The 26,648-nt window shown below is 45.3% G+C and carries 21 protein-coding genes and 1 pseudogene; 11 read left to right on the top strand and 11 right to left on the bottom strand.

The window, feature by feature from the left end; translation table 11 throughout:
* Window positions 1-49 precede the first annotated feature (49 nt).
* A pseudogene (locus tag J5X92_RS13240) lies at window positions 50-559 on the bottom strand (ACT domain-containing protein); the annotation flags it as partial.
* Between the two features lie 139 nt (window positions 560-698).
* The gene (thpR, locus tag J5X92_RS13245; protein ID WP_126872972.1) at window positions 699-1,382 is read right to left on the bottom strand and encodes an RNA 2',3'-cyclic phosphodiesterase; all 684 of its coding nucleotides are present in this window, start codon (window positions 1,380-1,382) and stop codon (window positions 699-701) included.
* Window positions 1,383-1,586: 204 nt separating this feature from the next.
* On the opposite strand from thpR, the gene J5X92_RS13250 reads away from it, so the two are divergent.
* Window positions 1,587-4,250, top strand: coding sequence for an ATP-dependent helicase C-terminal domain-containing protein (locus J5X92_RS13250; RefSeq protein ID WP_208805928.1), 2,664 nt, complete (start codon window positions 1,587-1,589; stop codon window positions 4,248-4,250).
* Window positions 4,251-4,278: 28 nt separating this feature from the next.
* On the opposite strand, the gene J5X92_RS13255 is transcribed toward J5X92_RS13250, so the two are convergent.
* Entirely contained in the window at window positions 4,279-5,505 is a 1,227-nt protein-coding gene (locus J5X92_RS13255; RefSeq protein ID WP_208805929.1) for a lytic murein transglycosylase, read from the bottom strand.
* A gap of 127 nt (window positions 5,506-5,632) precedes the next feature.
* Window positions 5,633-5,836, bottom strand: a complete 204-nt coding sequence (locus J5X92_RS13260; RefSeq protein WP_013785703.1) for a hypothetical protein — start codon at window positions 5,834-5,836, stop codon at window positions 5,633-5,635.
* 301 nt (window positions 5,837-6,137) lie between these two features.
* On the opposite strand from J5X92_RS13260, the gene mrcB reads away from it, so the two are divergent.
* A complete protein-coding gene (gene mrcB, locus J5X92_RS13265) occupies window positions 6,138-8,408 on the top strand; it encodes a penicillin-binding protein 1B (RefSeq protein ID WP_244360779.1) in 2,271 nt (756 codons plus the stop codon).
* A 213-nt stretch (window positions 8,409-8,621) separates the two neighbouring features.
* Here the strand turns inward: mrcB and J5X92_RS13270 are convergent, their stop codons facing one another.
* Entirely contained in the window at window positions 8,622-8,909 is a 288-nt protein-coding gene (locus J5X92_RS13270) for a hypothetical protein (RefSeq protein ID WP_208805931.1), read from the bottom strand.
* 371 nt (window positions 8,910-9,280) lie between these two features.
* Complete coding sequence (locus J5X92_RS13275; RefSeq protein ID WP_013785699.1) at window positions 9,281-10,198, bottom strand: DUF808 domain-containing protein; 918 nt, start codon at window positions 10,196-10,198, stop codon at window positions 9,281-9,283.
* 171 nt (window positions 10,199-10,369) lie between these two features.
* Here J5X92_RS13275 and J5X92_RS13280 point away from each other — a divergent pair, with 171 nt between their 5' ends.
* The 3 genes from J5X92_RS13280 to J5X92_RS21440 all read left to right on the top strand — a co-directional run bounded on the left by J5X92_RS13280 (window position 10,370) and on the right by J5X92_RS21440 (window position 12,274).
* Complete coding sequence (locus J5X92_RS13280; protein ID WP_126872968.1) at window positions 10,370-11,167, top strand: AraC family transcriptional regulator; 798 nt, start codon at window positions 10,370-10,372, stop codon at window positions 11,165-11,167.
* Between the two features lie 229 nt (window positions 11,168-11,396).
* The gene (locus J5X92_RS21435) at window positions 11,397-11,858 is read left to right on the top strand and encodes an EamA family transporter (protein ID WP_348272400.1); all 462 of its coding nucleotides are present in this window, start codon (window positions 11,397-11,399) and stop codon (window positions 11,856-11,858) included.
* 23 nt (window positions 11,859-11,881) lie between these two features.
* Window positions 11,882-12,274 carry an EamA family transporter gene (locus J5X92_RS21440; protein WP_348272401.1) on the top strand — a complete coding sequence of 131 codons (393 nt, stop codon included), beginning with the start codon at window positions 11,882-11,884 and terminating at the stop codon, window positions 12,272-12,274.
* 39 nt (window positions 12,275-12,313) lie between these two features.
* On the opposite strand, the gene J5X92_RS13290 is transcribed toward J5X92_RS21440, so the two are convergent.
* A complete protein-coding gene (locus J5X92_RS13290; protein WP_013785696.1) occupies window positions 12,314-13,216 on the bottom strand; it encodes a hypothetical protein in 903 nt (300 codons plus the stop codon).
* Window positions 13,217-13,441: 225 nt separating this feature from the next.
* On the opposite strand from J5X92_RS13290, the gene glnK reads away from it, so the two are divergent.
* The 4 genes from glnK to J5X92_RS13310 all read left to right on the top strand — a co-directional run bounded on the left by glnK (window position 13,442) and on the right by J5X92_RS13310 (window position 17,903).
* Window positions 13,442-13,780, top strand: a complete 339-nt coding sequence (gene glnK, locus J5X92_RS13295) for a P-II family nitrogen regulator (RefSeq protein ID WP_013785695.1) — start codon at window positions 13,442-13,444, stop codon at window positions 13,778-13,780.
* 32 nt (window positions 13,781-13,812) lie between these two features.
* Window positions 13,813-15,060 (top strand): ammonium transporter, encoded by a 1,248-nt coding sequence (locus tag J5X92_RS13300; RefSeq protein ID WP_013785694.1) that lies wholly within the window; start codon window positions 13,813-13,815, stop codon window positions 15,058-15,060.
* A 183-nt stretch (window positions 15,061-15,243) separates the two neighbouring features.
* Window positions 15,244-16,923, top strand: a complete 1,680-nt coding sequence (gene ggt, locus J5X92_RS13305) for a gamma-glutamyltransferase (RefSeq protein ID WP_208805932.1) — start codon at window positions 15,244-15,246, stop codon at window positions 16,921-16,923.
* A 50-nt stretch (window positions 16,924-16,973) separates the two neighbouring features.
* Window positions 16,974-17,903: a Dyp-type peroxidase gene (locus J5X92_RS13310; protein ID WP_129735981.1), complete on the top strand. Its 930-nt coding sequence runs from the start codon at window positions 16,974-16,976 to the stop codon at window positions 17,901-17,903.
* 13 nt (window positions 17,904-17,916) lie between these two features.
* Here J5X92_RS13310 and J5X92_RS13315 read toward each other — a convergent pair whose 3' ends face one another.
* The 4 genes from J5X92_RS13315 to J5X92_RS13330 all read right to left on the bottom strand — a co-directional run bounded on the left by J5X92_RS13315 (window position 17,917) and on the right by J5X92_RS13330 (window position 22,061).
* A complete protein-coding gene (locus J5X92_RS13315; protein ID WP_129735983.1) occupies window positions 17,917-18,999 on the bottom strand; it encodes an adenylate/guanylate cyclase domain-containing protein in 1,083 nt (360 codons plus the stop codon).
* An 18-nt stretch (window positions 19,000-19,017) separates the two neighbouring features.
* Entirely contained in the window at window positions 19,018-20,301 is a 1,284-nt protein-coding gene (hemL, locus tag J5X92_RS13320) for a glutamate-1-semialdehyde 2,1-aminomutase (RefSeq protein ID WP_126873001.1), read from the bottom strand.
* Window positions 20,288-21,319, bottom strand: coding sequence for an aspartate carbamoyltransferase (locus J5X92_RS13325; protein WP_013785689.1), 1,032 nt, complete (start codon window positions 21,317-21,319; stop codon window positions 20,288-20,290). Before J5X92_RS13325 ends, hemL begins: the two co-directional genes overlap by 14 nt.
* A gap of 85 nt (window positions 21,320-21,404) precedes the next feature.
* Window positions 21,405-22,061 carry a TetR/AcrR family transcriptional regulator gene (locus J5X92_RS13330; protein ID WP_208805933.1) on the bottom strand — a complete coding sequence of 219 codons (657 nt, stop codon included), beginning with the start codon at window positions 22,059-22,061 and terminating at the stop codon, window positions 21,405-21,407.
* Between the two features lie 120 nt (window positions 22,062-22,181).
* On the opposite strand from J5X92_RS13330, the gene J5X92_RS13335 reads away from it, so the two are divergent.
* Both J5X92_RS13335 and J5X92_RS13340 read left to right on the top strand, forming a co-directional pair.
* Window positions 22,182-23,336 (top strand): efflux RND transporter periplasmic adaptor subunit, encoded by a 1,155-nt coding sequence (locus tag J5X92_RS13335; RefSeq protein ID WP_208805934.1) that lies wholly within the window; start codon window positions 22,182-22,184, stop codon window positions 23,334-23,336.
* Window positions 23,333-26,479 (top strand): efflux RND transporter permease subunit, encoded by a 3,147-nt coding sequence (locus J5X92_RS13340; RefSeq protein WP_208805935.1) that lies wholly within the window; start codon window positions 23,333-23,335, stop codon window positions 26,477-26,479. Before J5X92_RS13335 ends, J5X92_RS13340 begins: the two co-directional genes overlap by 4 nt.
* Window positions 26,480-26,648: the final 169 nt, after the last annotated feature.

Here is a 26,648-nt window from a genome sequence, read left to right on the forward strand (position 1 = left end):
TTTAGCAACTGGCTGATATGCTATTTACGACAAAATCGCTCGGTAATTAGACCGACACAATCCCTTGGTAATCACACTCTTCCAATAAGGTTGAGATTTGCGCAAAAGCCGCTTCTTTACCCAGCGCTTTAAAGTCTACCCAATGAAACGGCACTTTATACCAATCGGCAAATTGCTTCATTTGTGGATGATTGCCAATAATGCACGGTATATCGCAATCAAGCTCACCGGTGTGCCAGCGATGCAGTAAATCAACCATACAGTGAGATTCCACGCTACCCAGTAAGGCAACGCGCTGCTTCTTACCCGAATCAGAGAGTTTCCAATTCATTTGAAATTCGTTCGCCAAAGGCGCAAATTCTGCTAAAAAGCTGTCGTAATCTAACCCAATAGAATCGGCACCAATTTCATGGCGCATAAAGAATCTACCGGTTTGTAAATCGGTGTGATGGTTAGCTTCAACGATGGTGGCACCATGGCTAGCTAAAAACTGAGAAACACTGGCAACTAAGCCAATTTGGTCAGGGCAATCTATTACTAATCGAAACGTTTGTTGCATGGAATTGAGGTCTCACTAAATAAGACCCCCTTTTTACCCAGCTACGCCAGTGAAGTAAAGGTTTTTGGGGTGAAAAAACCTAACTGAAATAGGCTATTTAGCTATAAATAATATCACCCGATGAATGATCGTTAACTAACTACTCATCATTAATCCCTCGGCGTAGCTTCTCACGCACTGACATATTGTGCTTTAAATTCCAACTTTGCCTAACGGGGTATGTAACCCCTTGCGGTGTAGAGACGGATTCAAAAAGGTGAAACGCCGAGGCGTGCATCTCTATATGAGGTGTATACAAAGGCACAGGAAGCGCTGCCGTGGCTTTTCGAATAACAGTAACATGGGGCGAAAAAGCTTTACCATCAACCTCTATAGCTGCTGATCTGGCGGCCTTGCGGGTAGATTTTGCTAAGGCCATGAGCTCTGCTGGCGGTGATTGTGGTGCGGCAAAGAGAATCTTAGGGCCGTTCCAAATACCTGTAGTGTCTAACGTTAGTGAAAAAGGTGCATGAACTAGCGTATCTAGTTCGGCGACTAACGCCTCATGTTGTCGGTGAGTAATGTGACCGAGAAAACTTAAGGTCATATGGTAATTGGCTGCGTTAACCGCATAAGGTTGGGATGCGCCTGAGTCACGCCTTTTACCTTTGCTCTCTTTACCCTTGCTTCGCCTGCTTTCGCTCCCTCTAACTTCATTGTGGGCTCGGCCCTCAGAAAGATTGAACATGTTGCGGGCTGTCACCTCTGGGAGGGCTTGTTGCCGCCAACTATCAAGGGCTAACTTTTCTGTTGAATGTAAATCTAAACCAATGAAACAACGCATACCCACTCCTCTATCTACGTGTAATGAAGTCAACACGCCCTAGTTAATAGAAAATTGTTTAAACCCAAATGGACATATCGTCAGGTGTCTCTATTTAGCTGTGCTTAGTCTAGCAGTGCTTGTTTTAACGCAATGCAAAACTTCTGCTACAGGTAAATTCAAGTACAATAGTGTGAGAAGTTTATCTAGGTATTGCAAACCTTTATGTTACAGCCGTTATTACATTTACCCGCCGCCCAGCTTATTGAACCCGTTAATAAGGCGATTAGTGAAAACAACCTTATCATAGGTGCACCGCCGGGTGCAGGTAAGTCTACGGTGCTACCACTTTCTCTGTTAAGCGCGATACCACAGGGCAAAGTGTTGTTGATGCAGCCTCGCCGCGTAGTCGTAAGGAATTTGGCGAATTATCTGGCAGGCATACTTAATGAAAAAGTGGGCGACACAGTAGGTTACCGTATTAAAGGTGAAAGTAAGGTAGGAAAGAACACCCGCCTTGAACTCATTACCGAAGGTATACTCGCCAGAATGATTCAGTCTGACCCTGAACTTGCTGGGGTATCGGCCATTATATTTGATGAATTTCATGAGCGCAGCATTCATAGCGACTTCGGTTTAGCGCTAGCCCTCGACGTACAAGCTGGCTTGCGAGAAGATCTCCGCCTAGTGGTGATGTCGGCCACCCTTGATGTAGAGCCGCTTACTGCATTAATGAATAATCACGGGGCTGTGCCCGCAATCAACCTCGATGCAGAAGGGCGAACTTTCCCCGTTACTATGCATTACAGCAAAGATGTGCTCGCCCATGAGGTGGTTAGCGCCACCGCAGAAATGACTACCCGAGCGTTTTCTCAACACCAAGGTGATGTACTGGTCTTCTTGCCAGGAAGCGGAGCCATTCGAGGGGTGGCACAACGACTTTCTACGCTGGAAGATAAATATGATGTGGCATTGCACACACTTTTTGGGGCGATGAGCAAAGAAGCCCAACAATCCGCTATCAACCCTGATCCACAAGGACGACGTAAAATTATTCTTGCCACCAATATTGCCGAAACAAGCTTAACCATAGAAGGGGTTAAGGTGGTGGTAGACAGTATGTGGGAGAATCAAGCGCAATATAACCCTTCCAGTGGTTTTACCCAGTTAATGCAACAGCGTATATCCCGAGCATCGGCTATTCAACGGGCTGGGCGAGCGGGACGCGTTAGCGCGGGCGATTGCTACCGTCTATGTAGCCAAAGTAGTTTTGAACGTATGGCGCAGCATAATGCTCCGCAAGTATTACGAGAAGATGTTTCGTCCTTATTGCTCGATGCCTTGCAATGGGGCGCTACGCCCTCATCGTTGGCGATGTTAACCCAGCCAACTAATGCACAGCTGAAGGTGGCTAGTAATAACTTAACCGCCATAGATGCTCTTAGAGATCTTGATGACAACCCAATAATTACCTCCTATGGGCGTAAACTGTCCGACATACCCTGCCATCCGAATTTGGCGAATTTGTTAATACGCTGCGAGCAAGGTGTTGAAGGGGTAGAGCCTGCACTGCAAAGGAAACTTAAATGTGCTGCGCCTTTTGTGGTGGCATTGGCCGAAAACCTAGCTGGACAGTTTACACAAACCTATGTCATTGATGCGCTGTTGAATCTTGATGGTCAAGCGCGCAAACAGCTTCATCAGCAAGCATCTAAATATGCAAGATATGTTGGTCTTACGGCGAACGATTTGGACATTAACGGTATAGACGAAGAAGCATTGGCGCTTTGTATTGCCATTGCCTTTCCTCAGCGGGTGGCGTTTTATCGGGGGCAAGCACCTGATAAGGCCAACGGAAAAGTAAATGGAAAGCAAAGCGGACAAGGGGCTACACAAGGTGCTATACGAGGGACCCTGCAAGGAAATATGCAAGGAAAGCCTCAGCAAAGTGGATATAAGCTCGCCAGTGGCAAGGGGGGCGAATTAGAGCAGCATTCCCCTGAACAGTGGTTGGCCGTTTTACATGGTCAGCAAACCGGAAATACGGTGAAGTTCAGGTTAGTCCAGCCGATTAATGAAGCCCTGCTTCGTGCCGTGTTCCCAAATGAGTTTACTAGCAAAAAGCAAGTACGTTACAACGTGGCAAAAAAGGCTATGGAAGCACGGGTGATTACCGGTTTTCATGCCATCGACTTAGCGAGTGAGCCTGTATCAGGGCAGGAAAAGCAACAAGATAATCGTTTTTGGAAAAAACAGACCGCTCATGCTTGGTTTGAATATTTAGAGAATATTCCAGTAAGTGAGTGGCCACTAACGGAAGGTGATTGGCAATGGTGGAACAGACTTAAACTTGCCGCATCGTTGAATTTACCTCAGCCGCAGGCGTTCGACAAACCAGACCCTTGGCCCCAGTCTTTACCGGCATTAATGCACAGCGCAAAAGAGGCATTAGTTGAGCCATTAAGCCGATGCGAGTCTTTGGCGAAACTGCAAAAGTTGCCATGGAAAAATACGCTCAATAATGCGCTTAGTTGGCCGCAGCAAGACGCCCTTGCTTCACTATTACCAACTCATTTACCGATACCCACAGGGCGTGATGCTGCACTTGAGTATCGCGATAACGGTGATGTGGTGTTAGCCGTTAGGATGCAAGAGATGTATAGCCAAACTGTTCCACTGACGGTGGCGGGTGGCAGAACCAATATTGTGTATGAGCTATTGTCGCCAGCAGGACGACCGCTTCAAACCACTAAAGATTTAGCGGGGTTTTGGACAGGCAGTTATTTAGCGATTCAAAAAGAAATGAAAGGGCGCTACCCCAAGCACTTTTGGCCAGATGAACCAGCTACCGCTAAACCCACCGCCAAAACAAAGAAGGCGATGGGCTAACGGGGCAAGTAAAGCCTTTTAGAAACAACTAAGCACTCTTATCAACTAAGTTCAAAGACTGCATCACGTTTAAACCTGGAAAACCATCAGCAATCATGTCGTTTGCTATTTGATAGTTGCGAATACCTTCGCGGGTAGCAGGGCCAATTATTCCATCGGGGGGGCCTACATCGAAGCCACGGTCGTTCAACTTTTTCTGTAGGCCAATAATATCGTTTCGGCTGTAAGCGGGTAAATCCGGAAGGGGAGCAATAATACCTGATGCGCCTGAAATTCTATCGGCTAATACGCCTACCGCAATGGCGTAAAACTCTGAATTATTCCAACGCATGATCACGCGAAAGTTTTGGTAACCCACAAACGCTGGGCCTGCATGACCAGCAGGAACCACCACATATGCTTTGGTATCGTCGTCGCCTAATGGGCTAGCATCGGCTTGTTTCACGCCTAGTTCGCTCCACTGGCTCAATGTACGGCGGTTCTTATAACCAGAAAGTTGATAATCGAAACCTTCAGGAAGCTGCACTTCCCGGCCCCAACGAAAGCCTCGTTGCCAGCCTAAACTCGCAAGAAAGTTGGCCGCAGAGGTTAGCGCATCTTCTTCACTATTCCATAAGTTGATTTGACCGTCATTGTCGCCATCTACCGCGTAATGGGTATAAGCCGACGGCATAAATTGGGTATGACCCATAGCGCCAGCCCAAGAACCTACCATTTCCTCACGGGTGAGTGACTCACGCTCAAATAACTTCACTGCTACCAAAAGCTCTTGGGTAAAGTATTTGCTTCTTCGGGGATCGCAAGCAAGGGTGGCTAACGAATCAAGAACAGGCATTTTGCCTTTGTAATTACCAAAGTTAGTTTCAAGCCCCCAGAAGGCAAGCAAATAGTGCGGCGGAACACCGTACTTGTCACTTAATTTGTGCAACAAGTCCTTGTGCTTTTCATACATTTCCTTGCCCTTACTCGTGCGCCAATCGGTTACACGTTTACTAAAGTAGCCCGGAAAGGTTTGCACGAATTCTGGTTGGCTTCTATCAAGCTCTATTACACGAGCTTGGTATACTAATGAGGGGAAAATGGTATCGACAGTCTCTTGACTGACACCTTGCTCAAGTGCTTTGTTGGCAAGTTGAGAGGTACACATGGAAAACGCCTCATCGGCCATTGCAGTCGTGCTGCAAAGCCCTGATAGCAGTGCTGACATCATTGATACTGCAGTAACCCACTGCTTCCCTTTACCCTTTAAACCCATAATTCAATTCCTGTATTGCGAGCACACATGCTATCTCAATGTGACTGTAAAACGCGAGTATAATTCAATGATGCGCTAAGGTTTATGGCACATGATACGTAACAATATGTAAACCTACCTTGTGGCGTTAAGCTGTAGGCGCTTGTTTTAAAATACCAACAATGTCGCCATCGTTGTTTAATTCAGCAAGCTCGATTAAATACCCTTTTTGAAGTTCATCTAACGAACGACCCTCTAACAGCTCTTTCACTCTGGCCTTTTCTCCCGCTACGATAGCCGATTGTAACCCTTCCATATTGGCAATAGAGCTCGCCTTATTTTCAGATGTCATAATTTCTCCTTAAGTGTAACCATTCAGCATTACTACGGTTGGTAACATTGAAACGATTGATTTTAGCGTGGCGCTATTTTTGTAGTTGTTGCCGAGGGGGAGCAGTGGTAGTGTTCGCTAACTTCAGAGTGTGCAGCACACAGTTGTTTATATGCTGCTACAAAATTCTTCAGCATTCGCTGGAAATTGTGTTCAGAAAGCTGCACAATTTTTTCAGCTTCATATCATGGCATTCTCAGTGGTAAAAAAAGTGGCAAAAAAACAATCAAAAGCGGCATCCAAACCTAAATCTTTTTCAATAATGAAGCTTTTCTTGCGCTTATTTCTGATAGGCGTTGTGGTACTTGGCGCCTATGCTTTTTACTTAGATGCGCAAATTAAACATGAATTTTCAGGCAATAAGTGGGAAGTTCCTGCGCAGATATTTGCCCGCCCCTTAGAACTCACTAAGGGGCAGGAAATTACTCCCACCGAAGTGATTGATGAATTAACCTTATTGGGATATCGCAAAGTTAATGAGGCAGATGGTAGCGGCGAGTACAGTTATCGAAATGGCATTTTAAATATTCAGCGCCGTGCGTTTCATTTCCCTGAAGGGGCAGAAGGGCTTCGCCATTTAGAGATAACCTGGCAAGGCAGTCGGATTAGCCTAATTCAAGACAGAACTCAAACTCGCCCTTTTGGCACCATAAAACTTGAGCCATGGTTAGTTACGCGCATGGTCAGTGGTAGTCAGGAAGATAGAATGTTGGTTACATTAGATACTATCCCCGACATGCTTCCAAAAGCGCTAACCCTTGTTGAAGATCGCAATTTTTATAATCACCACGGGGTGGCTCCGTTATCAATACTACGGGCGCTATTAGCAAATATTGCGGCGGGCAGAACCGTACAAGGTGGTAGCACGCTTACCCAGCAATTAGTCAAAAATATGTTTCTAACCCGTGAGCGCTCGATTGTGCGTAAAGCGAAAGAAGCCATTATGGCGGTGATCATAGACGCCAGGTATTCCAAGTCGGAAATCATTCAAGCCTATTTAAATGAAGTCTTCTTAGGGCAAAATGGAGACATGGCGGTGCACGGTTTCGGGCTGGCTAGTTACTTCTACTTTGACCGCCCAGCGAATGAACTGAGCACAACTGAAATAGCAACGCTTGTGGCTATTATCAAAGGCCCTTCTTATTATAATCCACGTAAACACCCTGAGCGCGTTAAAGAGCGCCGAGACTTAGTGTTGCGTATGTTATTTGACGAAAATGAAATTGACCGCAGTCAATATGAGCGGGCGATTAATATGCCGTTAGGTTTGGCCAGTGGCGCTAGTTTGGCCAGCGGCAAACATCCTGCTTTTATGGAGCAGGTAAGACGAGAGCTTGCAGATATTCTAGCCGATTCAAGCTTGCGTGACTCGGGCGTAAAAGTGTTTACCACGTTAGATATCGTGGCTCAGCGCCGGGCAGAAAAAGCCCTCTCTGGTACGATTGCCAGTTTACAAACGAACAGGAAAAATCCCCTTCAAGGCGCGATGGTTGTGACCGACAGTGCCAAAGGCGAAGTGCGCGCCATTGTTGGCGGTAAAGACTACTCATTTAAAGGGTTTAACCGAGCGTTAGGAGCGAAGCGTCCAATCGGTTCATTAATTAAACCTGCGGTGTATTTATCAGCCCTTGAAGATCCAACCCAGTTTAATTTAGCCACGCCACTTGAAGATGAGCCTATTACGCTAGAAAGCCGTAATGGGCAGCAATGGTCACCGTTAAATTACGATAAAGAATTCAGAGGGCAAGTGCCGCTTATTCAAGGATTGGTTGAATCTTTGAATGTGCCTACCGTTAATTTAGGCATGCAAGTGGGGCTGGATGTTATTGCTGACACGATTGCACGACTAGGCGTTACCTCTCAGGTCAATTTAGTGCCTTCTCTTACGTTAGGGGCGGTAGAGTTAACGCCGTTTGTTACCAACCAAATGTACCAAACATTATCGAACGGCGGGCGCTATGTTCCCCTTCATACAGTGAGCTCAGTCGTAACCGCTGACAATGCACTGTTATGGAAAAAGGCCGAATTTTATGCGCAGCGAACCGATGAAGCTGCTACTTACTTACTGAACTATGCACTTTACAAAGTCACGATAGATGGAACCGCAAAACAAATAGGTGCCAACTTTGGTAACGTGAATATGGCGGGTAAAACCGGTACTACTGACGATTATCGTGATAGTTGGTTCAGCGGCTTTGACCGTAACAACGTGGTGACTGTGTGGGTCGGCAATGATGATAACTTGCCAGTAAATTTAACCGGTGCCAGTGGTGCCTTACCGGTGTTTATTAATTATATGAAGTCTCAGTCACCTAAGTCTTTATCTCGCCGCTTTCCAGATGGTTTGGGTATTGCGCACTTTGACGCGAAGACCGGCGCGGTAGTGATTGCCGGTTGTGCCGGAAGCATGAGTGTACCTGCTATTCTAGATGCGTTACCGCCTGCGCAACAAGATTGTTCTGGTAAAGCAGTGAAGCCTGATGGAGAAAAAGAAGGCGAAAAGAAAAGCTGGTGGGAAAGAATATTTGGATAAAAAAACAGGTAGGCAGTAAAAAGCATCCAACTCAATATGCTTTTTATTGCCTCCTGAAAAAGCCCCAGGGAGTAGGCTAAACTTTAAAATTAGTACTAAAACTGGTCTAACATATATCGCGCTGTTGAAAACACTACAGCGCTAAGTGCAAATGCTGCTACGGGTGCCAAGACCAACATAAATAATGCGCTAGCGGTTAGCATACCTGCCTCCTTACGCGTCGTTATCGTTTTGAAACTCATCACTTTTCATTGGCGTAATCGTAATATCTGCAATTAAAGTGCTGGCTTCTGCCGCATCCGGTTCAAAAGTATGACTGGCCGTTAATACGTCATACGTGATGCCTATCGTCATATCTTGTTTTACATCAGTCATTGCACTAGCCACTAAATAATCGGTTTGCGACAGTAGGTTACTTGTTGGTTCATCCGCCATTGCAGTGGTGGCTGTAAATGCAGTACTTAGAATCAGCGCAGTAAGTAATTTTTTGTTGGTAAACATGGTTCATCTCCTATGAGTAAAAGTAAGTCACTGCACTAAATCGGACTGCTTGGCAGTTATTTATTAAGTCGTTATCAATTAACAATTAGTTTATAGCGAGGGATGTGCCATCTTTTTATAATTAGTTAAGTTAATGATTATTATAATTTTTTATTTTTATTGTTTTTAAGGTAGGTTTTCGAAATTAACGAATTAACTAATATTTAGTTAGTTTGTGGATGTGTTTTGGTCAAAATAACTAACGCTGATCATTGTGGGAAATGAAAATTAAAGCGGGACACAGCAAAGCAGAGAATATGGATAAGGTAAGTAGATACATATTTGGCTAAATAAACGTAAGGGGCAGTGATTCTACCCCTTAAACACACCATTTAGTTTTTGCGTAAGCGAGAAGCTAGGGTGAAGATGATGGCTAAAACGGCGCCAGCGACTAGACCTGCAAGACCATCGGCAGCAATCGCCATTACGGTCGTTATTGATGGCGCGAGTTCGCTGAACCACACTGCGGCGTGATGCAGAAAACCAATGTTGTGAGTAAGAATGCCGCCGCCCACCAAAAACATGGCAATGGTGCCAACTATTGCAAGGGTTTTCATCAAAATGGGCGCGGCTATTAACAGTGCACGGCCAAAGAAGCGTTGGAGGGTGTTCATGGTACCCGTGAGTGATTTACGCAGTAAATACAGCCCTACATCATCCATTTTGACAATACCAGCAACCAGCCCGTATACCCCTAATGTGATAGCAATGCTAAGCGCCACCAATACACCTACTTGAGTGGTAAAAGTGGCATCCGTTACACTCCCTAGTGCAATCACAATGATTTCCGCTGAAAGAATAAAGTCGGTACGAATAGCGCCTTTAATTTTCTCTTTTTCAAACGCGACCATATCCACTTTTTCATCAGCAAGGGCGTTTATTCTGGCTTCACGTTCTGCTGACTCATCATCATGAGGTAAATATTTATGAAGCAGCTTTTCAGCCCCTTCAAAGCACAAATAGAGTCCGCCTAGTACAAGAAGTACGGTGATTAACGAGGGCACAAAAGCGCTAATAAGAAGGGCGGCAGGAACCAATATAACTTTATTTAGCAATGAGCCTTTTGCTACGGCCCACACAACGGGTAATTCCCTGTCAGCTTTCACGCCCTGTACTTGGTTAGCGTTAAGCGCCAAATCATCCCCCAAAACACCAGCAGTTTTCTTTGCTGCCACCTTCGACATAACAGCAATGTCATCCATTAATGTTGCGATATCATCGAGAAGGGCTAATAAGTTCGCAGCGGCCACGTCACATTCCTTTCAAAAACCAAAAATGCAGCATACGTTGCACTGTCATAGGTTGGCAATGTTAAGGTATAAAAAGTAATAGCTAATTTTTAACGTATTGAGTTTTTGCGCCCTAATGACTTTTATAAGAGGCACGTAAGCTTAAAGCACTATGTATGACTGTGAGGTATCGTGAAGCCGTCATTATCTATTCGTTCTTATACTCGCACTATGTGTATGCACGCTCATGACTATTACCAGTTAGTATTGCCACTTAACGGGCATATCGATATATCGCTTAATACTTTCAGTGGGTGCGTTGGAGTAGGAGAGGGGATTTGTATAGCACCTGGTGCCATTCATGGCTTTACTGCTGATGAGCAGGCGAAGTTCATTGTAGCGGACTTGCAATCGGTGCCGGACAATATTGCTGGCGGCAATTTATTTGAAGAAGGCTCTTTACCCGCTGAAGGCTCCTTATCCGTTAAAGGCTCCTTATCCGCTAATGCCTCTGACCCCGCTAAAGGCGCTCCCATTTTTCAAATAAGCACACCCATGCAGGCGTTTTTAGCGTATGTGGAAGTGCAATTAACGCATCACATCACTGATGATGAGAATGACGCCATGTTAAGTTTGTTCTCGGCACTTTTAGCCCAGCAGCAACGCGGTGTCGCCACTGATAAGCGTATAATCCCAGTGCTTTCTTGCATTCACCAAGATGTCGCCTACCCACACACTATCACGTCCCTTGCTAAAATTGCCTGTGTGGGCGCAACACAATTTAAAAAGCGCTTTATAGCCGCTACTGGGATGGGGCTAAGGGAATACCTCATTAATGTGCGTATGGAGAAAGCACGGGCCTTACTGAGCAATACAGATATGCCTGTTATTGCCGTGGCGGTAAACGTGGGGTATGACGATGTGTCTGCGTTTACCCGTCGGTTTAAACACCATGTGGGTATGCCACCCACGCACTTTAAGCGTCGATAGCCAGGAAGGTAACTATGATCAGTTCCTTTCATAAGCTAAGTATTTATTCCCGTAGTATTTGCCCGAAAAATAATGGCCCGCAAAATATGTGAAAGCGCAGTATTCATTAACGCAGCAAAGTTTAACTGAAAATCAGGCTTTTAAATCAACCACACCGCCTTTTCTGCACAGATAGAATATACAATTACAGTTATGCTTAGGCTTCTTGAATTTTAAAAATAGGCAAGTAATGGCAACGTTTATAGGGCTTGTGGCCATCATTTCGTGGGGCGTATTAGCTGTGTTGGGTGTTTACGCATCGTCAGTGCCGCCTTTTCAGCTGCTTTTTATTTGTTTTTCAGTTTCTGCGCTATTGCTTTTTTTAAAGCGATTAATTAAGCGAGAGCCGTTATTTACATTACCTAAACTAACACTTACCCAATGGATAGTGGCTACCAGCGGTCTCTTCGGATTTCACTTTTGCTATTTTCTAGCCCTTCGTTATGCACCGCCTATTGAAGCAAGTCTTATTGCCTATCTATGGCCGTTACTGCTGGGTATTGCAGTGGCTAACGCGCACCAACGGTTGTTTGCTGTAATTGGAGGTGCACTAGGTTTTATTGGTTGCGGAATTTTAGTTACAGGGGGGAAAGCATTCAGTTTAATAGCGAATTTACACTGGGTTACGGGTTGGCATTTATTTGCGCCTTAATTTGGTCGGGTTATTCGTGGTTTATGGCTGGCACAAAAAGCGATGTTGAAGACATTGGCTGGATATCTATTGCAGTAGCAGTGCTAGCGCTGGGCTCCCACCTAGCTCTAGAGTCGAGCTATTGGGACCTTTCATTTAACGCTTGGGCAAGTGCAATATTACTAGGACTTGGGCCTGTAGGTGGCGCGTTTTACTTGTGGGATATTGGGCTTAAATTTGGTAATCGCCAGTTGTTGGCGAGCCTAAGCTTTGCTACACCTGTTATCTCCAGTATTGCGCTATTTTTATTTGGAATAAGTACACTGTCCACCGCCATTTCAATAGCAATTGTACTTATTATGGTAGGCGCGCTAATTAGCAATGCTGTGCCAGCGCTCATCATGAAGCGTCGTCTACGCCAAGCGGCAAATGCCTAATTAATCAGAAGGACTCAAAGGGTCTTAGAGTCTAAGCGGCTAGTCTTTCACTGGCTCTTTAGCGACGCGGGCTTCAATAAAGCGGTCGTAGTCGCTGCCCTTGCTACATTCAAGCGTACCGCCAGTCCAACCACTTAAAACGGTAAGCGCTTTGTTGGTCGTGCCGGAGCAATTTACTTTTTTCACTGGTCGTTCTTCATATGACGTGTCCTCTTCACCTTTTCGAGTATCAACAATATCTGGGCTTTCTATTTTCCGCCTATGTGCTTCAGCCGCTCTTAAGCCTTCCTCAGCAATTTCTTCTTGCTCTCTTCGATTAAAAAATTGCGAGGCACTGGTCCGTGGAGACAAGTTTAAACTGCCAGCTTTCTGGTTTCTTGTCGAGGCGTTGATAGTAGCTTGGGTATTGGAAATCGTAGGCGCGGGTGCTTCAGGCAAGGGGGTTTCAGTTGAGTTATTTTCTGTAATTGTGCTTTCTGTATTTGGTGCAGTCTTGTCTTGTTTTGCTTCTGTGGGTTTTGCTTCTGCGGGTTTAGCTTCTACTGGCTTAGTCTCTACCGCTTTTATTTGCTCGGCAGTGTCAGTCACTTTTGCTTTGGGGCTTTCTGGTACGTTAGGCTCAACAACGGGAGGGATAACTTCTACCGGTTCAGGTGCCTCTGTAATGGTTTTTTCTACGCTAACGTGGGGGTAATACAAGGTTGCACTAATGGGGGCAGGCTTGTGTGCTGGTTTTACACCGCTTTCAAACGTAGTAAAGAAAATCACTATTACTAACCCAATTAGGTGTAAAAGGGTTGAGATAAGTAGGCCTTTTGCGAGTTTACCCTTCTTGCTCGCATGAAAAACCTGCGCACGTTCAGGCACATACTCAGGCTCTATAATAGGTGTGATAATTGTCATACCTAGTAACTGACCCGCATCATTACTAATTAGTTCCATCCTAATTTCATCGCTATTTTCAGTTAATTTAACTCACTGCGCTCTAAAGTTGGGCATTGATGGCGCTATGCACCAGTCTGGTGCGATAAATGTAAACAAAATGCATCACGTTTTAGTTAACTTATTGTTTTTATTCGTTAATTATTTGTGGCACATCTCTTGGTTTACTTCCCTGTACAAGACACGAAATGTGCAAAACAACCATTAAAAAAACTGGAGCAACTCATGAAACTAGTCACAGCTATCATCAAGCCGTTCAAGCTAGATGATGTTCGTGAAGCCATTTCAGAAATCGGAATTGACGGTCTAACCGTTACCGAAGTGAAAGGTTTCGGACGTCAAAAAGGCCACACTGAACTTTACCGCGGCGCGGAATATCAAGTGGATTTCTTACCTAAAGTCAAACTGGAAATTGCCGTTCAGGACGACCAGGTAGATCGCTTGGTAGAAGCCATCGTTGGCGCAGCCAAGACTGGCAAGATTGGTGACGGTAAGGTATTTGTTTACGACCTTGAACAAGCCGTACGTATTCGAACTGGCGAGTCAGACACAGACGCGTTGTAAGCCACAACGATTAATTTGCGGAGAAAAGCATAATGGAAATTACATTTGAACTCGGGTATGCACTAGATACCTTTTACTTCTTAATCTGCGGTGCACTAGTTATGTGGATGGCGGCAGGTTTCGCCATGCTAGAAGCTGGTTTGGTACGCGCTAAAAACACGACAGAAATTCTAACTAAAAATATCGCGTTATTTGCCATTGCTAGCACCATGTATATGATTTGCGGTTACGGCATCATGTATGGTGGCGGCGAGTGGAGCCCGTTCCTTGGTGGAATTATGGGTGACGGCGCAACAGGTGTTGCTGAAGATGCGGCAACGTATGCACCTTCTGCTGATTTCTTCTTCCAAGTAGTATTCGTTGCAACGGCAATGTCTATTGTTTCTGGTGCAGTGGCTGAGCGTATGAAGCTTTGGGCTTTCTTAGCATTCGCTGTTGTGATGACTGGTTTCATCTATCCGATGGAAGGTGCTTGGACGTGGGGCGGTGAAGCTGTATTTGGCATGTACACCCTTGGTGACCTTGGTTTCTCTGACTTTGCAGGTTCTGGTATTGTTCACATGGCAGGTGCTGCTGCAGCATTAGCTGGTGTATTAGTACTAGGTGCTCGTAAAGGCAAATATACTGCTGACGGTAAAGTTAACGCTATTCCAGGTGCTAACCTTCCACTTGCTACGCTAGGTACATTCATTTTATGGATGGGTTGGTTTGGCTTTAACGGTGGTTCAGTACTTGCTACTGCTACAGTTGAAAGTGCAAACGCGGTTGCGATTGTATTTATGAACACTAACGCCGCAGCAGCTGGTGGTTGTATTGCAGCGCTTATCTTAGCACGCATTATGTTCGGCAAAGCTGACCTAACTATGGCCCTTAACGGTGCACTAGCTGGTTTGGTTGCAATTACCGCTGAGCCTTCAACGCCTACGCCACTACAAGCAACCTTATTCGGTGGCCTTGGTGGTATCTTAGTAGTACTAAGCATTGTAGCGTTAGATAAACTTAAAATTGATGATCCAGTAGGTGCTATCTCTGTTCACGGTGTGGTTGGTTTACTTGGTCTTATCCTTGTTCCATTCACTAACGACGGTTCAAGCATTGTGGGTCAGTTAATTGGTGCTGCTACCATCTTTGTTTGGGTGTTTGTAGTAAGCCTAGTTGTTTGGTTAGCGATTAAAGCCGTTATTGGTGTTCGTGTAACTGAAGAAGAAGAATTCGACGGTGTTGATATGAGTGAATGTGGTCTGGAAGCTTATCCTGACTTCACCAACGGCCGTACGTAAGGAAGTCTGAACAGGCAAAATTACTTATAATAACGATAATGCCTGTATCACCAATCTTAAGCCCCGCATCTACGGGGCTTTTTTCGTTTTTCATAAAGTTAAAAATAACGCTAAACTATTGATAATTTACTTAGTTAGCAATAATGCTACATTAGGTTTGTTCTTTTATTAGGAAAGTAAATCATGCTGTTGCGATGTTTGTTACTACTGTGTGTCAGTCAAATGGCTTATGGGTACGATAGGGTTACCGGCGCGCCGTTTGCGAGTCGTTCAGAAGTTATTGCTCAACATGGTATGGCTGCGACAAGCCAGCCTCTTGCTACCCAAGTGGCTCTCGATGTTCTTAAACGCGGCGGTAGTGCTGTAGATGCCGCCATTGCTGCAAACGCGATGTTGGGGCTTGTTGAAACTACAGGGGCAGGTGTAGGCGGCGATCTATTCGCAATAGTATGGGATGCTAAAGAAAATAAGTTAGTTGGGTTAAACGCATCGGGTCGCTCTCCTAAGCTGCTGACCAAACAAGTGTTTAACGATAGAGGTTTAGCGCAAATACCTAAATTTGGGCCACTGCCTGTGTCTGTGCCTGGGGCCGTAGATGGCTGGTTTATGCTACATGAAAAGTTTGGCAAGTTACCTATGACAGCGTTGCTCACGCCGGCCATTGAATATGCCAAAAATGGCTTTCCTGTTTCTGAACTGGTTGCTTATTATTTAGCAATGAACAACGAAAGAATAGGTCATTACGATGGGTTTGCAGAAACGTTTCTTATTAATGGGAAAGTCCCCAAAAAAGGGGATGTTTTTAAGAACCCTGGTCTCGCGGTAACCTACGAAAAAATTGCCACCGGCGGGCGAGATGCTTTTTATAAGGGTGACATTGCGCAAAATATTGACGCTTACATGAAGTCGCAAGGTGGCTACCTTTCTTATGCTGATTTAGCGTCGCATACGTCAGAATGGGTAGAGCCGGTATCAGCAAATTATCGCGGCTACGATGTATGGGAGCTTCCCCCTAATGGGCAGGGTATTGCGGCATTACAAATACTCAATATATTAGAGCGCTATGACATTGAAGGCATGGGCTTTAATTCTGCCGAGTATATTCATACCTTTGTGGAAGCGAAAAAGTTAGCATTTGAAGATCGCGCAAAGTTCTATGCTGATCCCGCATTTAACGACATTCCAGTTGAGTGGTTAATTTCCAAAGATTACGCCACTGAACGTCAGCAGCTTATTAACGGCGCTAAAGCCGCAGAACGTGTAGACGCAGGTATTTACGATGGCGATACAGTTTATTTAACGGTAGCCGATAAAGACGGTAATATGGTATCGCTAATTCAAAGTAACTATCGCGGTATGGGGTCAGGAATGACACCCCCAGGGCTTGGTTTTGTACTACAAAATCGTGGTGAAATGTTTACCTTAGAAGAAGGTCATTTCAACGAACTTAAGCCTGAAAAGCGTCCATTTCACACCATTATCCCTGCATTTGTTACTCGTAATGGTGCACCATTTTTAAGCTTCGGTGTAATGGGCGGAGGTACTCAGCCTCAAATGCATGCGCAAATTATTGTGAACATGCTCGATTTTGGTATGAATTTACAAGAAGCGGGTGATGCTCCGCGTATTTTGCACAGCGGCTCTAGTTCGCCTACAGGTAAGTTAATGCTTGATGGCGGTTATATCAGTCTAGAATCAGGATTTGATGAGACAGTACAGCGAGAGTTAATGGAGCGAGGTCACACATTGCGTCGCGTTGTTGGTGCTTTTGGGGGCTATCAGGCAATTATGTGGGATGATAAGCGCAACGTTTACTTTGGGGCTTCTGAAAGCCGAAAAGATGGACAAGCTGCGGGTTACTAATACACACTCGTATCATTGTTCGCCATGGTTAAATAACAATAAGAGTGCCCATGACACAACCACAAAAAGGGATTTGCGCAGAACCTAATTTACATGCGCAATATTTACTGCTTAACGTTATTGATGACGATAGTGAGGCGGTAAGGGCGAAGCTTGCCCGCGTGTTAGATATATTCGAACACTTTGAGTCTGAGCATTACGAAGCTATGGTGACCGGTGTTGTGGCTATTGGAACTGGCTATTGGACTGAAGTGTACCCAGGCTTAATTCCAGTAGAATTGATGCCTTTCCCTGATATGCAATGTGAAGATAGAAGTGCGCCTACTATGCCCTGTGATTTGTTTATTCAAATTAGGGCTGACCGTTTAGATATCTGCCATGCTATCGGCATCGAGGTCATGGATTTACTCCGATTACACGTAGAAATGGTAGAGCAAATTCGTGGTTTTCGTTACCTTGATGGACGGGATCTTACCGGGTACTTGTATGCCGCAGATAACCCTCGTGGAATGAAGCGCAGAGAGGTTGCCATCGTAAATGAAAACGATCCTGATTTTAGTGGTGGAAGTTATCTACACGTGCAGCGCTACAAGCATGACTTACGCCGTTGGCATAGTCTTTCATCACGGCAGCAAGAACAGGTAATGGGGACCACTCAGCAGCATAACTTGGTAAGTGCAGAACAGTCTGAATCTTCTCATAGTGTTCGCGCCAACATTATTACCACTGAGAGTGGTAAGGCGGGGCTGATCAAACAAGGCATGCCGTATGGTGATATGGTGTCGCAAGGGCTACTATTTGTGAGTTGTTCGGCCAGTGCTAGGCCTTTTAAGGCCATGCTGCATAGCCAAATATATGGCAATGGTGATGGAGATTATGATCGCTGGTTAGATTTCACTAACGCAGAAACTGGCGCTGCCTTTTTTGCGCCATCCGTTACCTTTATTCGTGAACAGGCGAAAAATATAGAATCTGAATAGGGTCGGTGACGCTTTACTGAATAGTTAAGGCGCCATCCCAATCATCTGGCAGCAGCATGTTTTGATATATACGACACACATCAATATGGTGCTTCGCCAAGGAGTCTTGAGGAAAAATAGCCAACGCCGCTTCAAAGTGCGCTATAGCCAAATCCCACTCTTTATCTATTCTACAGGCTAGGCCAGCGGCAATTTTAGATTGCACCGAAAACCGTTCTTCCTGCTGTTGATGTGGTAAATGGCTAAGCACCTCATAAATTTGGATTGGGGCTTTGCGCCCTTTTACCCGAACCCAGTCAAGAAGCCGCGTTTTAACAGGGAACTTGTCCCCCATTCCTTCAAGTACTTGTGCACTGACAATAATATCAGCACCGTACTTTGGCGCTAGTGCTTCTAAACGACAAGCAATATTAACGCTGTCGCCAATAACAGTGGTATCCATTCTGTCATCAGAACCTACCGTTCCCATTACCACAGGGCCATAGTGTATTCCCACACCCACATTAATGGGAACAAAGCCCTTACGCTTACGACGAATATTGTAAAAATCGAGGGTTTTGCGTAATTCCATCGCAGCGTTAATTGCGTCAATAGCTTTATCTTGCGGGGTACCACCTGGATGATCAAACAATGCCATCATGGCATCGCCGATAAATTTATCAATAAACCCGCCGTTCTCGTGAATTGGTTTATTCATACGCAAGAAATACGAGTTGAGAAACCCCATAAGCTCCTGTGGGCGCATTTTTTCTGATAAGCCGGTAAAACCGCGAATGTCGCAGAAAAGGATAGCGACATCCTGCTCATCGGCATAGCCAAGCTCAATATGGCCTGAGCCGGTCTTAGTGATATGATCGATAAACTGTTGAGGAACAAATTTTTGAAAGGCTTGAGATAACCTTAACGCTTCATCAGCAACGTGTTGATTATGCTGTTCGGCTGAGGGATCTGATTTTAAGTTTGCTTTACGTCGCTGTCGGTAGATAAGTCGATTAAGTCTGTGCTGGCGATACTTCACCAGCACAGCGGTAACGACAACACTGTAAGCAAAAACTAAAAATAATACACTTAGTAGTAACCAATCCGTCGCCGTCAAAATACCTATCCATTGTTATTATTTAAGCATTGCAAACACCTTGTCAGCTGCTTCTAAAGTTTTCGCAATGATGTCCTTATCATGCGCTTTCGATACAAATCCAGCTTCGTATGAGGCAGGTGCCAAGTAAACACCTTGCTCCAACATACCGTGATAAAATTTGTTGAACTGCTCTGTATTGCAGTTAATGGCCTGCTGATAATTAGTCACGCGCTCAATGTCCGTAAAGAATATCCCAAACATACTGCCGGCAACATTAGTACTTAGTTTAATGCCGTGCTTATTGGCAAGGGCTTGCATGCCATCAGCAAGTGCTTGGGTATTTTCAAAGATGCCTTCGTAAAGGCCTTCTTCTTGAATTTGCTCCATGGCGGCTAAACCTGCTGCCATCGCCACGGGGTTGCCAGAAAGTGTACCAGCTTGGTAAACAGGGCCTGTAGGAGCAATATGAGTAAGAATGTCTCTTCTACCACCAAAGCAGCCAACTGGCATTCCGCCGCCAATCACTTTACCTAAGCAAGTTAGGTCTGGTTTTATGCCGTAACGTTCTTGAGCTCCGCCGCGTGATACCCGAAAACCTGTCATCACTTCATCAAAAATCAGAAGGCTACCGTATTCGTCACACACATCACGAAGACCTTCTAAAAAGCCTTCAACAGGTGGAATACAGTTCATATTACCAGCAACTGGCTCAACAATTATACAGGCAATGTCGTTTCCGTGTGCCTTAAACACATTCTTTACACTTTCTATATTGTTATATTCAACCGTTAAGGTGTGCTCGGCCACGTTAGCAGGTACACCAGGAGAACTCGGCACACCCATGGTCAATGCCCCTGACCCCGCTTTTACTAGCAACGAGTCTGCATGACCGTGGTAACAGCCTTCAAATTTAACGATTTTATTGCGACCCGTGTAGCCGCGAGATAAACGAATAGCTGACATGGTGGCTTCAGTGCCTGAATTTACCATGCGTACCATTTCCATTGACGGCACCAATTTACTTACCGTTTCAGCCATAATAATTTCAGCTTCGGTAGGTGCACCGAATGAAAGGCCGAATTCAGAGGCATCGATGACCGCTTGTCGAATTTGTGGATTATTATGACCCAATACCATGGGGCCCCACGATTGCACGTAATCGATATACTGTTTACCATCGGCGTCCCACATGTAAGGGCCATCAGCCTTGGTAATAAAACGAGGTGTTCCGCCAACGGCTTTAAAAGCGCGAACGGGAGAATTAACACCGCCAGGAATGGTTTTTTGGGCGCGGGTAAAAAGGACTTCAGATTTTTGCATGTAATTCATTGCTCTTGTTGCTGAACCATACCACTTCACGTTCATATTTGGTCAATAACTCTTCAACGCCTAACGTAAGCGCAAATAACGCCATGCGTACGAGAACGCCGTTGTCGGTTTGTCTGAATATGGCAAGGTTTGGATTTAAATTTAGGTCGTTATCTAGCTCGTTAGCCTCTATACGAGAATCCCGAGGAAGTGGATGCATAATGACAGTTTTGGACTGAAAATGGCGAGTATAAATAGAGTGGTTTAAACGGAACTTCCCACGGTATTTATTGGCTTCTTCTTGAGAAGGAAAACGCTCTTCCTGAATACGGGTTTGGTAACAAATGTCGGCATCTAAACTGCCTTCAAATGTTTCGGTTATATTAAGCTGGTGCCCCGCATTTTCAATCGCATCGATAATTGGTTGTGGCATGGCTAATTCTTTAGGCGATATTAGCGTGAAGCGCACATTTTTGAATAAGCATAAAAGGCGAGACAACGAGTGTACGGTTCTACCGTAACGAAGGTCGCCAATCATTGCGATATGTAAACCATCAATACCATGGCCATGGTATTCCAATTCACGTTTAATGGTAAATAAATCGAGTAAGGCTTGAGTGGGGTGTTCATTAGCACCGTCACCACCGTTAATCACTGGAACACGACTGCCTTCTGCAAACTCGGCTACCGATCCCGCAGCAGGGTGACGCATGGCAATAATATCTGAGTAACCGCTCAGTACACGGGCGGTATCATAAAGTGATTCGCCTTTCGCTAAGGCTGAACTGGCCATGCCGGTGGTTTCACGCACTTCACCACCTAAAAGGTTAAACGCGGTGCCGAAACTGACGCGAGTCCGGGTGCTAGGTTCGAAAAATAAATTACCAAGGATGGCGCCTTCAAGCACAGTAGTGCGCTTTTGGCGTTTCGCATAGGGCTGCATGGAATCAGCAACTGAGAATACTTTCTCAATAGCCTCACGATCGAATTGATTAACCGAAAGAATATGATTACCGGTAAAGTCAGACATGTGTCACTCAATCATCAACGAAAACGGCTTTAGTGTATAACAAACGAGGAAATAAGTAATCCTTCGTCGCCGTCTAGATGCTGAGTTATTCGTCTTTATTTGTACAATAAGTATTAAATAGCAGTAAGGTTTTCTCGACAGCAATTTCTACATGAGCGCCAATTGCTTCATTAAGCATTGCCTCTTGAACACCGCACAGCAATTTGTTGTGAAAGTCGCTTTGTAACAACGAGCAAAAGTCTATGGCCAACTGCACACTGTTAGCTTTCGTTAGCGCGCCTTTACCATAAAAGAAGAAGACTTCAGAGAAGGCCTCTATCGATGCACCAGGTCCAGCATCATAAAATAGTTTTGCCACATGAGGTGTGCTTTGCGCTTCACCAATGACCAATCGGAAAACAGCAACCGCCTCTGGATCTTGTATCAACCTGATGAACTGCGTACCTACCTGCTTTAAATAATGGTTTAGCGGAAGGTTAGCATTCGTGCCTTGCATCAATTGATTGGTATCTAGTTGGTAAGATTGGCATTTCTTCGTAATAGCGGCCTTAAACAAGGCATCTTTATTATCGAAGTGAGAATAAACCGTTTGTTTTGATACCCCAGACGCCTTAGCAATATTATCCATTGAGGTATTAGCGAAACCATTTTCGATAAATAAACACGACGCTGAATGAAGAATAAGGTTATGTTTTTCTTCGCTTTTGGGGCGGCCTTGTCGTTTGTTTTTTTGTTCAGGCAATGGAATCTCACTCAAATTTTAATATCAAACTAGACGGTCTAGTATTTATAATCTAGCATAGTAAAAATAGTTTACCAAATATGCCTAGGCAAATAAGCCTGCAGAAGCAAGGAAAATGAAATGACAATTGAGTCTACTGAACAAGGAAAAGGGGCATCGACAGCACTGTGTGCTGCTATCGCTATCTTCGTTGTTGGTTTAACGCTTCTGCTGTTTGCTGCCGGGCTAAATGGCGCGACACAAAAACTTGCCGAGCATCCACTTACTGCGGTTTCAACTAAGCGCGTTACGGTACAAAACGGTTTTGAAATGCCGGTGAAAATTTATGGACTCATTGAATCTCCCAAAGCGGCGGATGTGTCTTTTGATACCAGTGGTCAAGTCATAGCAATTTTCGCTGATGAAGGCGATACGGTTCAAAAAGGTGATGTACTCGCCAAGCTAGACAATGACAGGTTGTCTGCGCGTCTTGTGGAATTAAATGCAACGTTAGAACGTACCCGTGCAGATTTAACGTTAGCAGAGCTCAGTGAAAAACGGGTGACTGTGCTGGTGGAGAAAAAACTAGAATCGTCGCAACGTTTAGATGAAGTGAAAGCCAATACGGCTGCTGCGAGCGCACAGGTAAAAGAAATTGAAGCAAGCATTGACAGTCTAGATGTAGAGCAAGCTAAAACAGCATTGCTCGCGCCTTTTTCAGGCACAATCAGTGCGCGTTACTTTGATGAAGGTAGTGTTGTCGCTGCAGGGGCTGCTTTGCTTAGTCTTACCAGCGATGCCCCTTTACAAGCCCGCTTTGCGGTGCCAGCGGATATGATCTCTTTATTTCGTGTAGGTGAAAAGGTAGCCCTTAATGTTGATGCGTTAAATATTGAAGCAACGGTGAGCCAACTTTCTCCTGTACGCAACAGACAAACCCGTACTGTTGATATTCTGGTTAATTTATCGAGTAATGCTGGCTTACGACCGGGCGATCTTGCCACCTTGATAGGGCAACGTCACGGCGATAGCAACGGCAGTTGGATACCTGCTAGTGCGCTTAGCAATGGTTTACGAGGGCTATGGCGCGTGTTCGTAGTGACAGAACAAGAGACGCTTAACCTTGAAAGTAGAACCGTTGAAGTTATTTATACCGACGGTGAGCGTGCCTTTGTACGCGGCGCATTAAGTGAAGGCGACCGCTTAGTAACAAGTGGAACGCATAAGCTGTCGCCAGGGCAAGCGGTTAAATTGAGTGAGGGTGATGTGAATAGCGCTGATGGAGTAACGCGATGAACCCTATGCTATTTGATACCGATAAAAAGTACCCATGGTATACCTTATTCTATCGACGACCTCACTTACTCGTTTTAAGCTTAGTGATATTGCTCGTTGCGGGCATGTCTGCGCTAGGTAATTTACCGCGCTTAGAAGACCCTAGAATTGATACCCGAAATGCCCTTGTGATCACGTCCTACCCAGGGGCTTCGGCTGAGCGGGTGGAAGCGCTTGTCAGTGATGTAATAGAAGATAAGCTACGTGAAATCTTTGAAATAAAGGAAGTTAAATCTACCTCAAGAGCTGGTATTTCAGTCATTAATATTGAAACCCAAGATTGGATTGATAGCAGCAGTAACGAACAGTTATTCAGTGAAATACGAGACGCTATAGGCGAAGCATCAGCAGGTTTTCCAGAAGGCGCAGGTTCGCCTATATTCGATGAAAAGCGCGGTGCCACTGCATTTACATTATTGTTAGCATTAAAAGCGTCGCACCCTGATACCACATCACTTACCCTTACGGGGCGGTTAGCGGAAGAACTCACCGATAGACTTCGTAATGTACACGGCACCGAGTTGGTACGTATTTATGGTGCCCCCGAAGAAGAAATTAGCGTAAGTATCTCCCCAGATAAACTCGCGGCAACCGGCCTAAACCTTGGGCAAGTCAGCAATATCATTAGTAACGCCGATCCTAAACTTCCTGCAGGTGTGCTGGACACTGAAAGCACAAATTTACGCTTCACAGTCGCGAAAGGGTTGGATGGGGTGGCGATGGTGTCTGCTATCCCGCTGGCGAATCAAGATGGTCGTTATTTACGTGTAGAAGACGTTGCAACGGTATCCCATGGGTATGTGACCCCTCGTTCTGACATTGGTGTGCTTGATGGAGAGGAAGTTATCTTCGTTGCTGCCCGTATGCAAACCTCGCTACGTGCCGATGTGTGGACCAACGATGCGCTAACCGTGGTTGATAGTTTCAATCGGGAATTTAAAGGCACGGTAACAGCCGACATTGCTTTTGAGCAGAATAAATATACCGGCAATCGCTTAGCCGAACTATCAGGCAACCTATTAATGGGTTGTGCGGTAGTCATGTTAGTTATATTACTCTTTATGGGGTTTAAAGCATCGTGGATAGTGGGGTTAGCGCTTCCGTTATGTGCGTCATTTGCGTTGTTCTCTCTTAACTTTTACAACGAGCAAATTCACCAAATGTCCATCTTCGGCATGATCATCGCCATTGGACTATTAATCGATAACGCCATTGTTATTACCGATGAAATTAGGATCAATTTACAAGACCCATCAGCCACTCGGGTTGGTGCAATGGCCAAAAGTGTCTCTCACCTTTTTGCGCCCTTACTGGCCTCTACACTTACCACCATATTGGGCTTCATGCCTATTTTTCTGCTAAACGGTAACATTGGGGATTTTGTTGGGCCTATTGCTATAAGCGTGGTGATGGCACTAATCGGCTCGTTGTTTATATCGCTGACAGTAATTGCAGCATTAGCCGCTCGCTTTCTCCCTAAAGGTGAACAGGCTGAAAATATGGCGAATAAACATTGGTGGCAAGTGGGGTTACAAGCCCCTAAATTAAGCCAAGCGTTTCGCGTACATTTAGCCGCGTGGATTGCACGACCGATTTTAGTCTTACCTTTAGTGCTTGTGTTTTGTATCTCGGGTTTTGTACTTTCAGGTACGTTGGCAAACGTATTTTTCCCCAGCGCTGATAGAGACCAGTTCGAAGTTTATATGTGGACGAAAGAGGGCAGTAGCATAGGCAACACACTCGCTTACACCCACAAAGTCGACAGTGTTATTCGCGAAAACGAAGGGGTTAAACAAGTGACATGGTTAGTAGGAGGTTCTGCTCCTTCAGTGTATTACAACCAAATCATGACACGTGATAATTTACCCAACTTTTCCAATGCCGTTTTAACAACGCATACGGTAGAAGAGGCGGCCAAATTAATTGGACGTTTGCAACATCATCTTGATGATACCTTCCCTGAAGTTCAAATTGTGGTGCGTGCATTTGGACAAGGTCCGCCTATTGCTGCGCCGGTAGAAGTAGAAATTTTCGGGCCCGATTTAGACATATTGAATGAATTAGGTCAGCAAGTTCGATTTTTAATGTCATCAGTACCCGGTATTTCCCAATCTACAGCCAGTATCACCATGGGTGAGCCAGAACTTAATGTTGATGCCTCAAGCGATACATTGTCCTACCTTGGCTTGAGCCTTTCCGATTTAGCGAGTCAGATGCAAATTAACTTTTCAGGGCTTGCTGGTGGTTCAGTTTTGGAAAGCACGGAAGAAATTCCTGTGCGCGTAAGATTATCAGATAGTTTCCGACAAGATGTGGCGGGCATAAACTCCATGCCTATTCCGGTGGCAGGAGACAATTCGGCAAATAGCGCTATAAACTGGTCGTCGTTAGGTGCAGTGGCTTCGTTAACACTAGCACCGTCTATCAGCAGCATTACTCGACAAGATGGCGAGCGGGTCAATCGTATTCAGGCTTACCTTTTGCCGAATGTGCCCCCCGTTGATGCCAGTAACACGTTAAGACAGAAGCTAAACGACAGCTTAGTGTTGCCAGAAGGGTATCGTATTCACCTTGCAGGTGATGCAGATGAACAGCAGCGGGCAATGGGGCAGCTAGGGACTTATGCACCGGTGCTCCTTGTACTCATGCTGACTACTCTCATTCTAACCTTTACGAGCTTGCGTATGGCGGGGGTGATTGTATTGGTAGCGATACTGTCAGTAGGGCTTGGCATGTTTAGTTTATGGTTATCAGGCTTACCGATTGGCTTTAACCCCCTATTAGGCTCTGCTGGGTTAATCGGGGTTGCGATAAATGGCTCCATCGTGGTTATTGCGGCGATAAATGCAAACGCAGAGGCTAAACATGGAAATATCGCTGCAATCGTGCAAGAAACCATGGGGTGTAGTCGACACATACTTTCCACCACCTTTACCACGGTGGGTGGGTTAATCCCGTTATTGCTCTTCAGTGAAGGAAGCTTCTGGCCGCCTCTTGCTGTCGTGCTGGCCGGTGGCGTGGGCTTCTCTGTCATATTATCGTTAGTGTTTACCCCCACCGTGGTAGCAGCATTTCAGCGCTACCGCTATCGACATCTGGCCTAACAACACGCGTTATAAACAGGTAAACTGTATTAATTATTAATCTGTTTGCCTGTTTATGCGTAAAAATCAGAATAAACAAAATGCGCCAACACGCCATTTTAGCTGGTGGAAGACAGACTGTGCCGTCTGCCAGCGTATTCGACTTTATGTGCTGTGGGCCTTAATTATG

The sequence above is a fragment of the Alteromonas sp. K632G genome (genome assembly GCF_017653625.1).
Taxonomy (GTDB): Bacteria; Pseudomonadota; Gammaproteobacteria; order Enterobacterales; family Alteromonadaceae; genus Alteromonas; species Alteromonas naphthalenivorans.

What these genes read in the sequence shown, in the direction of transcription:
- J5X92_RS13250 (WP_208805928.1), top strand. Translation starts at nt 1,587, where the DNA reads ATGTTACAGCCGTTATTACATTTACCCGCCGCCCAGCTTATTGAACCC.
- J5X92_RS13300 (WP_013785694.1), top strand. Translation starts at nt 13,813, where the DNA reads ATGGAAATTACATTTGAACTCGGGTATGCACTAGATACCTTTTACTTC.
- J5X92_RS13325 (WP_013785689.1), bottom strand. Translation starts at nt 21,319, where the DNA reads ATGTCTGACTTTACCGGTAATCATATTCTTTCGGTTAATCAATTCGAT.
- thpR (WP_126872972.1), bottom strand. Translation starts at nt 1,382, where the DNA reads ATGCGTTGTTTCATTGGTTTAGATTTACATTCAACAGAAAAGTTAGCC.
- J5X92_RS13260 (WP_013785703.1), bottom strand. Translation starts at nt 5,836, where the DNA reads ATGACATCTGAAAATAAGGCGAGCTCTATTGCCAATATGGAAGGGTTA.
- J5X92_RS21435 (WP_348272400.1), top strand. Translation starts at nt 11,397, where the DNA reads ATGGCAACGTTTATAGGGCTTGTGGCCATCATTTCGTGGGGCGTATTA.
- hemL (WP_126873001.1), bottom strand. Translation starts at nt 20,301, where the DNA reads ATGCAAAAATCTGAAGTCCTTTTTACCCGCGCCCAAAAAACCATTCCT.
- mrcB (WP_244360779.1), top strand. Translation starts at nt 6,138, where the DNA reads ATGAAGCTTTTCTTGCGCTTATTTCTGATAGGCGTTGTGGTACTTGGC.
- J5X92_RS13270 (WP_208805931.1), bottom strand. Translation starts at nt 8,909, where the DNA reads ATGTTTACCAACAAAAAATTACTTACTGCGCTGATTCTAAGTACTGCA.
- glnK (WP_013785695.1), top strand. Translation starts at nt 13,442, where the DNA reads ATGAAACTAGTCACAGCTATCATCAAGCCGTTCAAGCTAGATGATGTT.
- ggt (WP_208805932.1), top strand. Translation starts at nt 15,244, where the DNA reads ATGCTGTTGCGATGTTTGTTACTACTGTGTGTCAGTCAAATGGCTTAT.
- J5X92_RS13310 (WP_129735981.1), top strand. Translation starts at nt 16,974, where the DNA reads ATGACACAACCACAAAAAGGGATTTGCGCAGAACCTAATTTACATGCG.
- J5X92_RS21440 (WP_348272401.1), top strand. Translation starts at nt 11,882, where the DNA reads ATGGCTGGCACAAAAAGCGATGTTGAAGACATTGGCTGGATATCTATT.
- J5X92_RS13335 (WP_208805934.1), top strand. Translation starts at nt 22,182, where the DNA reads ATGACAATTGAGTCTACTGAACAAGGAAAAGGGGCATCGACAGCACTG.
- J5X92_RS13290 (WP_013785696.1), bottom strand. Translation starts at nt 13,216, where the DNA reads ATGGAACTAATTAGTAATGATGCGGGTCAGTTACTAGGTATGACAATT.
- J5X92_RS13340 (WP_208805935.1), top strand. Translation starts at nt 23,333, where the DNA reads ATGAACCCTATGCTATTTGATACCGATAAAAAGTACCCATGGTATACC.
- J5X92_RS13255 (WP_208805929.1), bottom strand. Translation starts at nt 5,505, where the DNA reads ATGGGTTTAAAGGGTAAAGGGAAGCAGTGGGTTACTGCAGTATCAATG.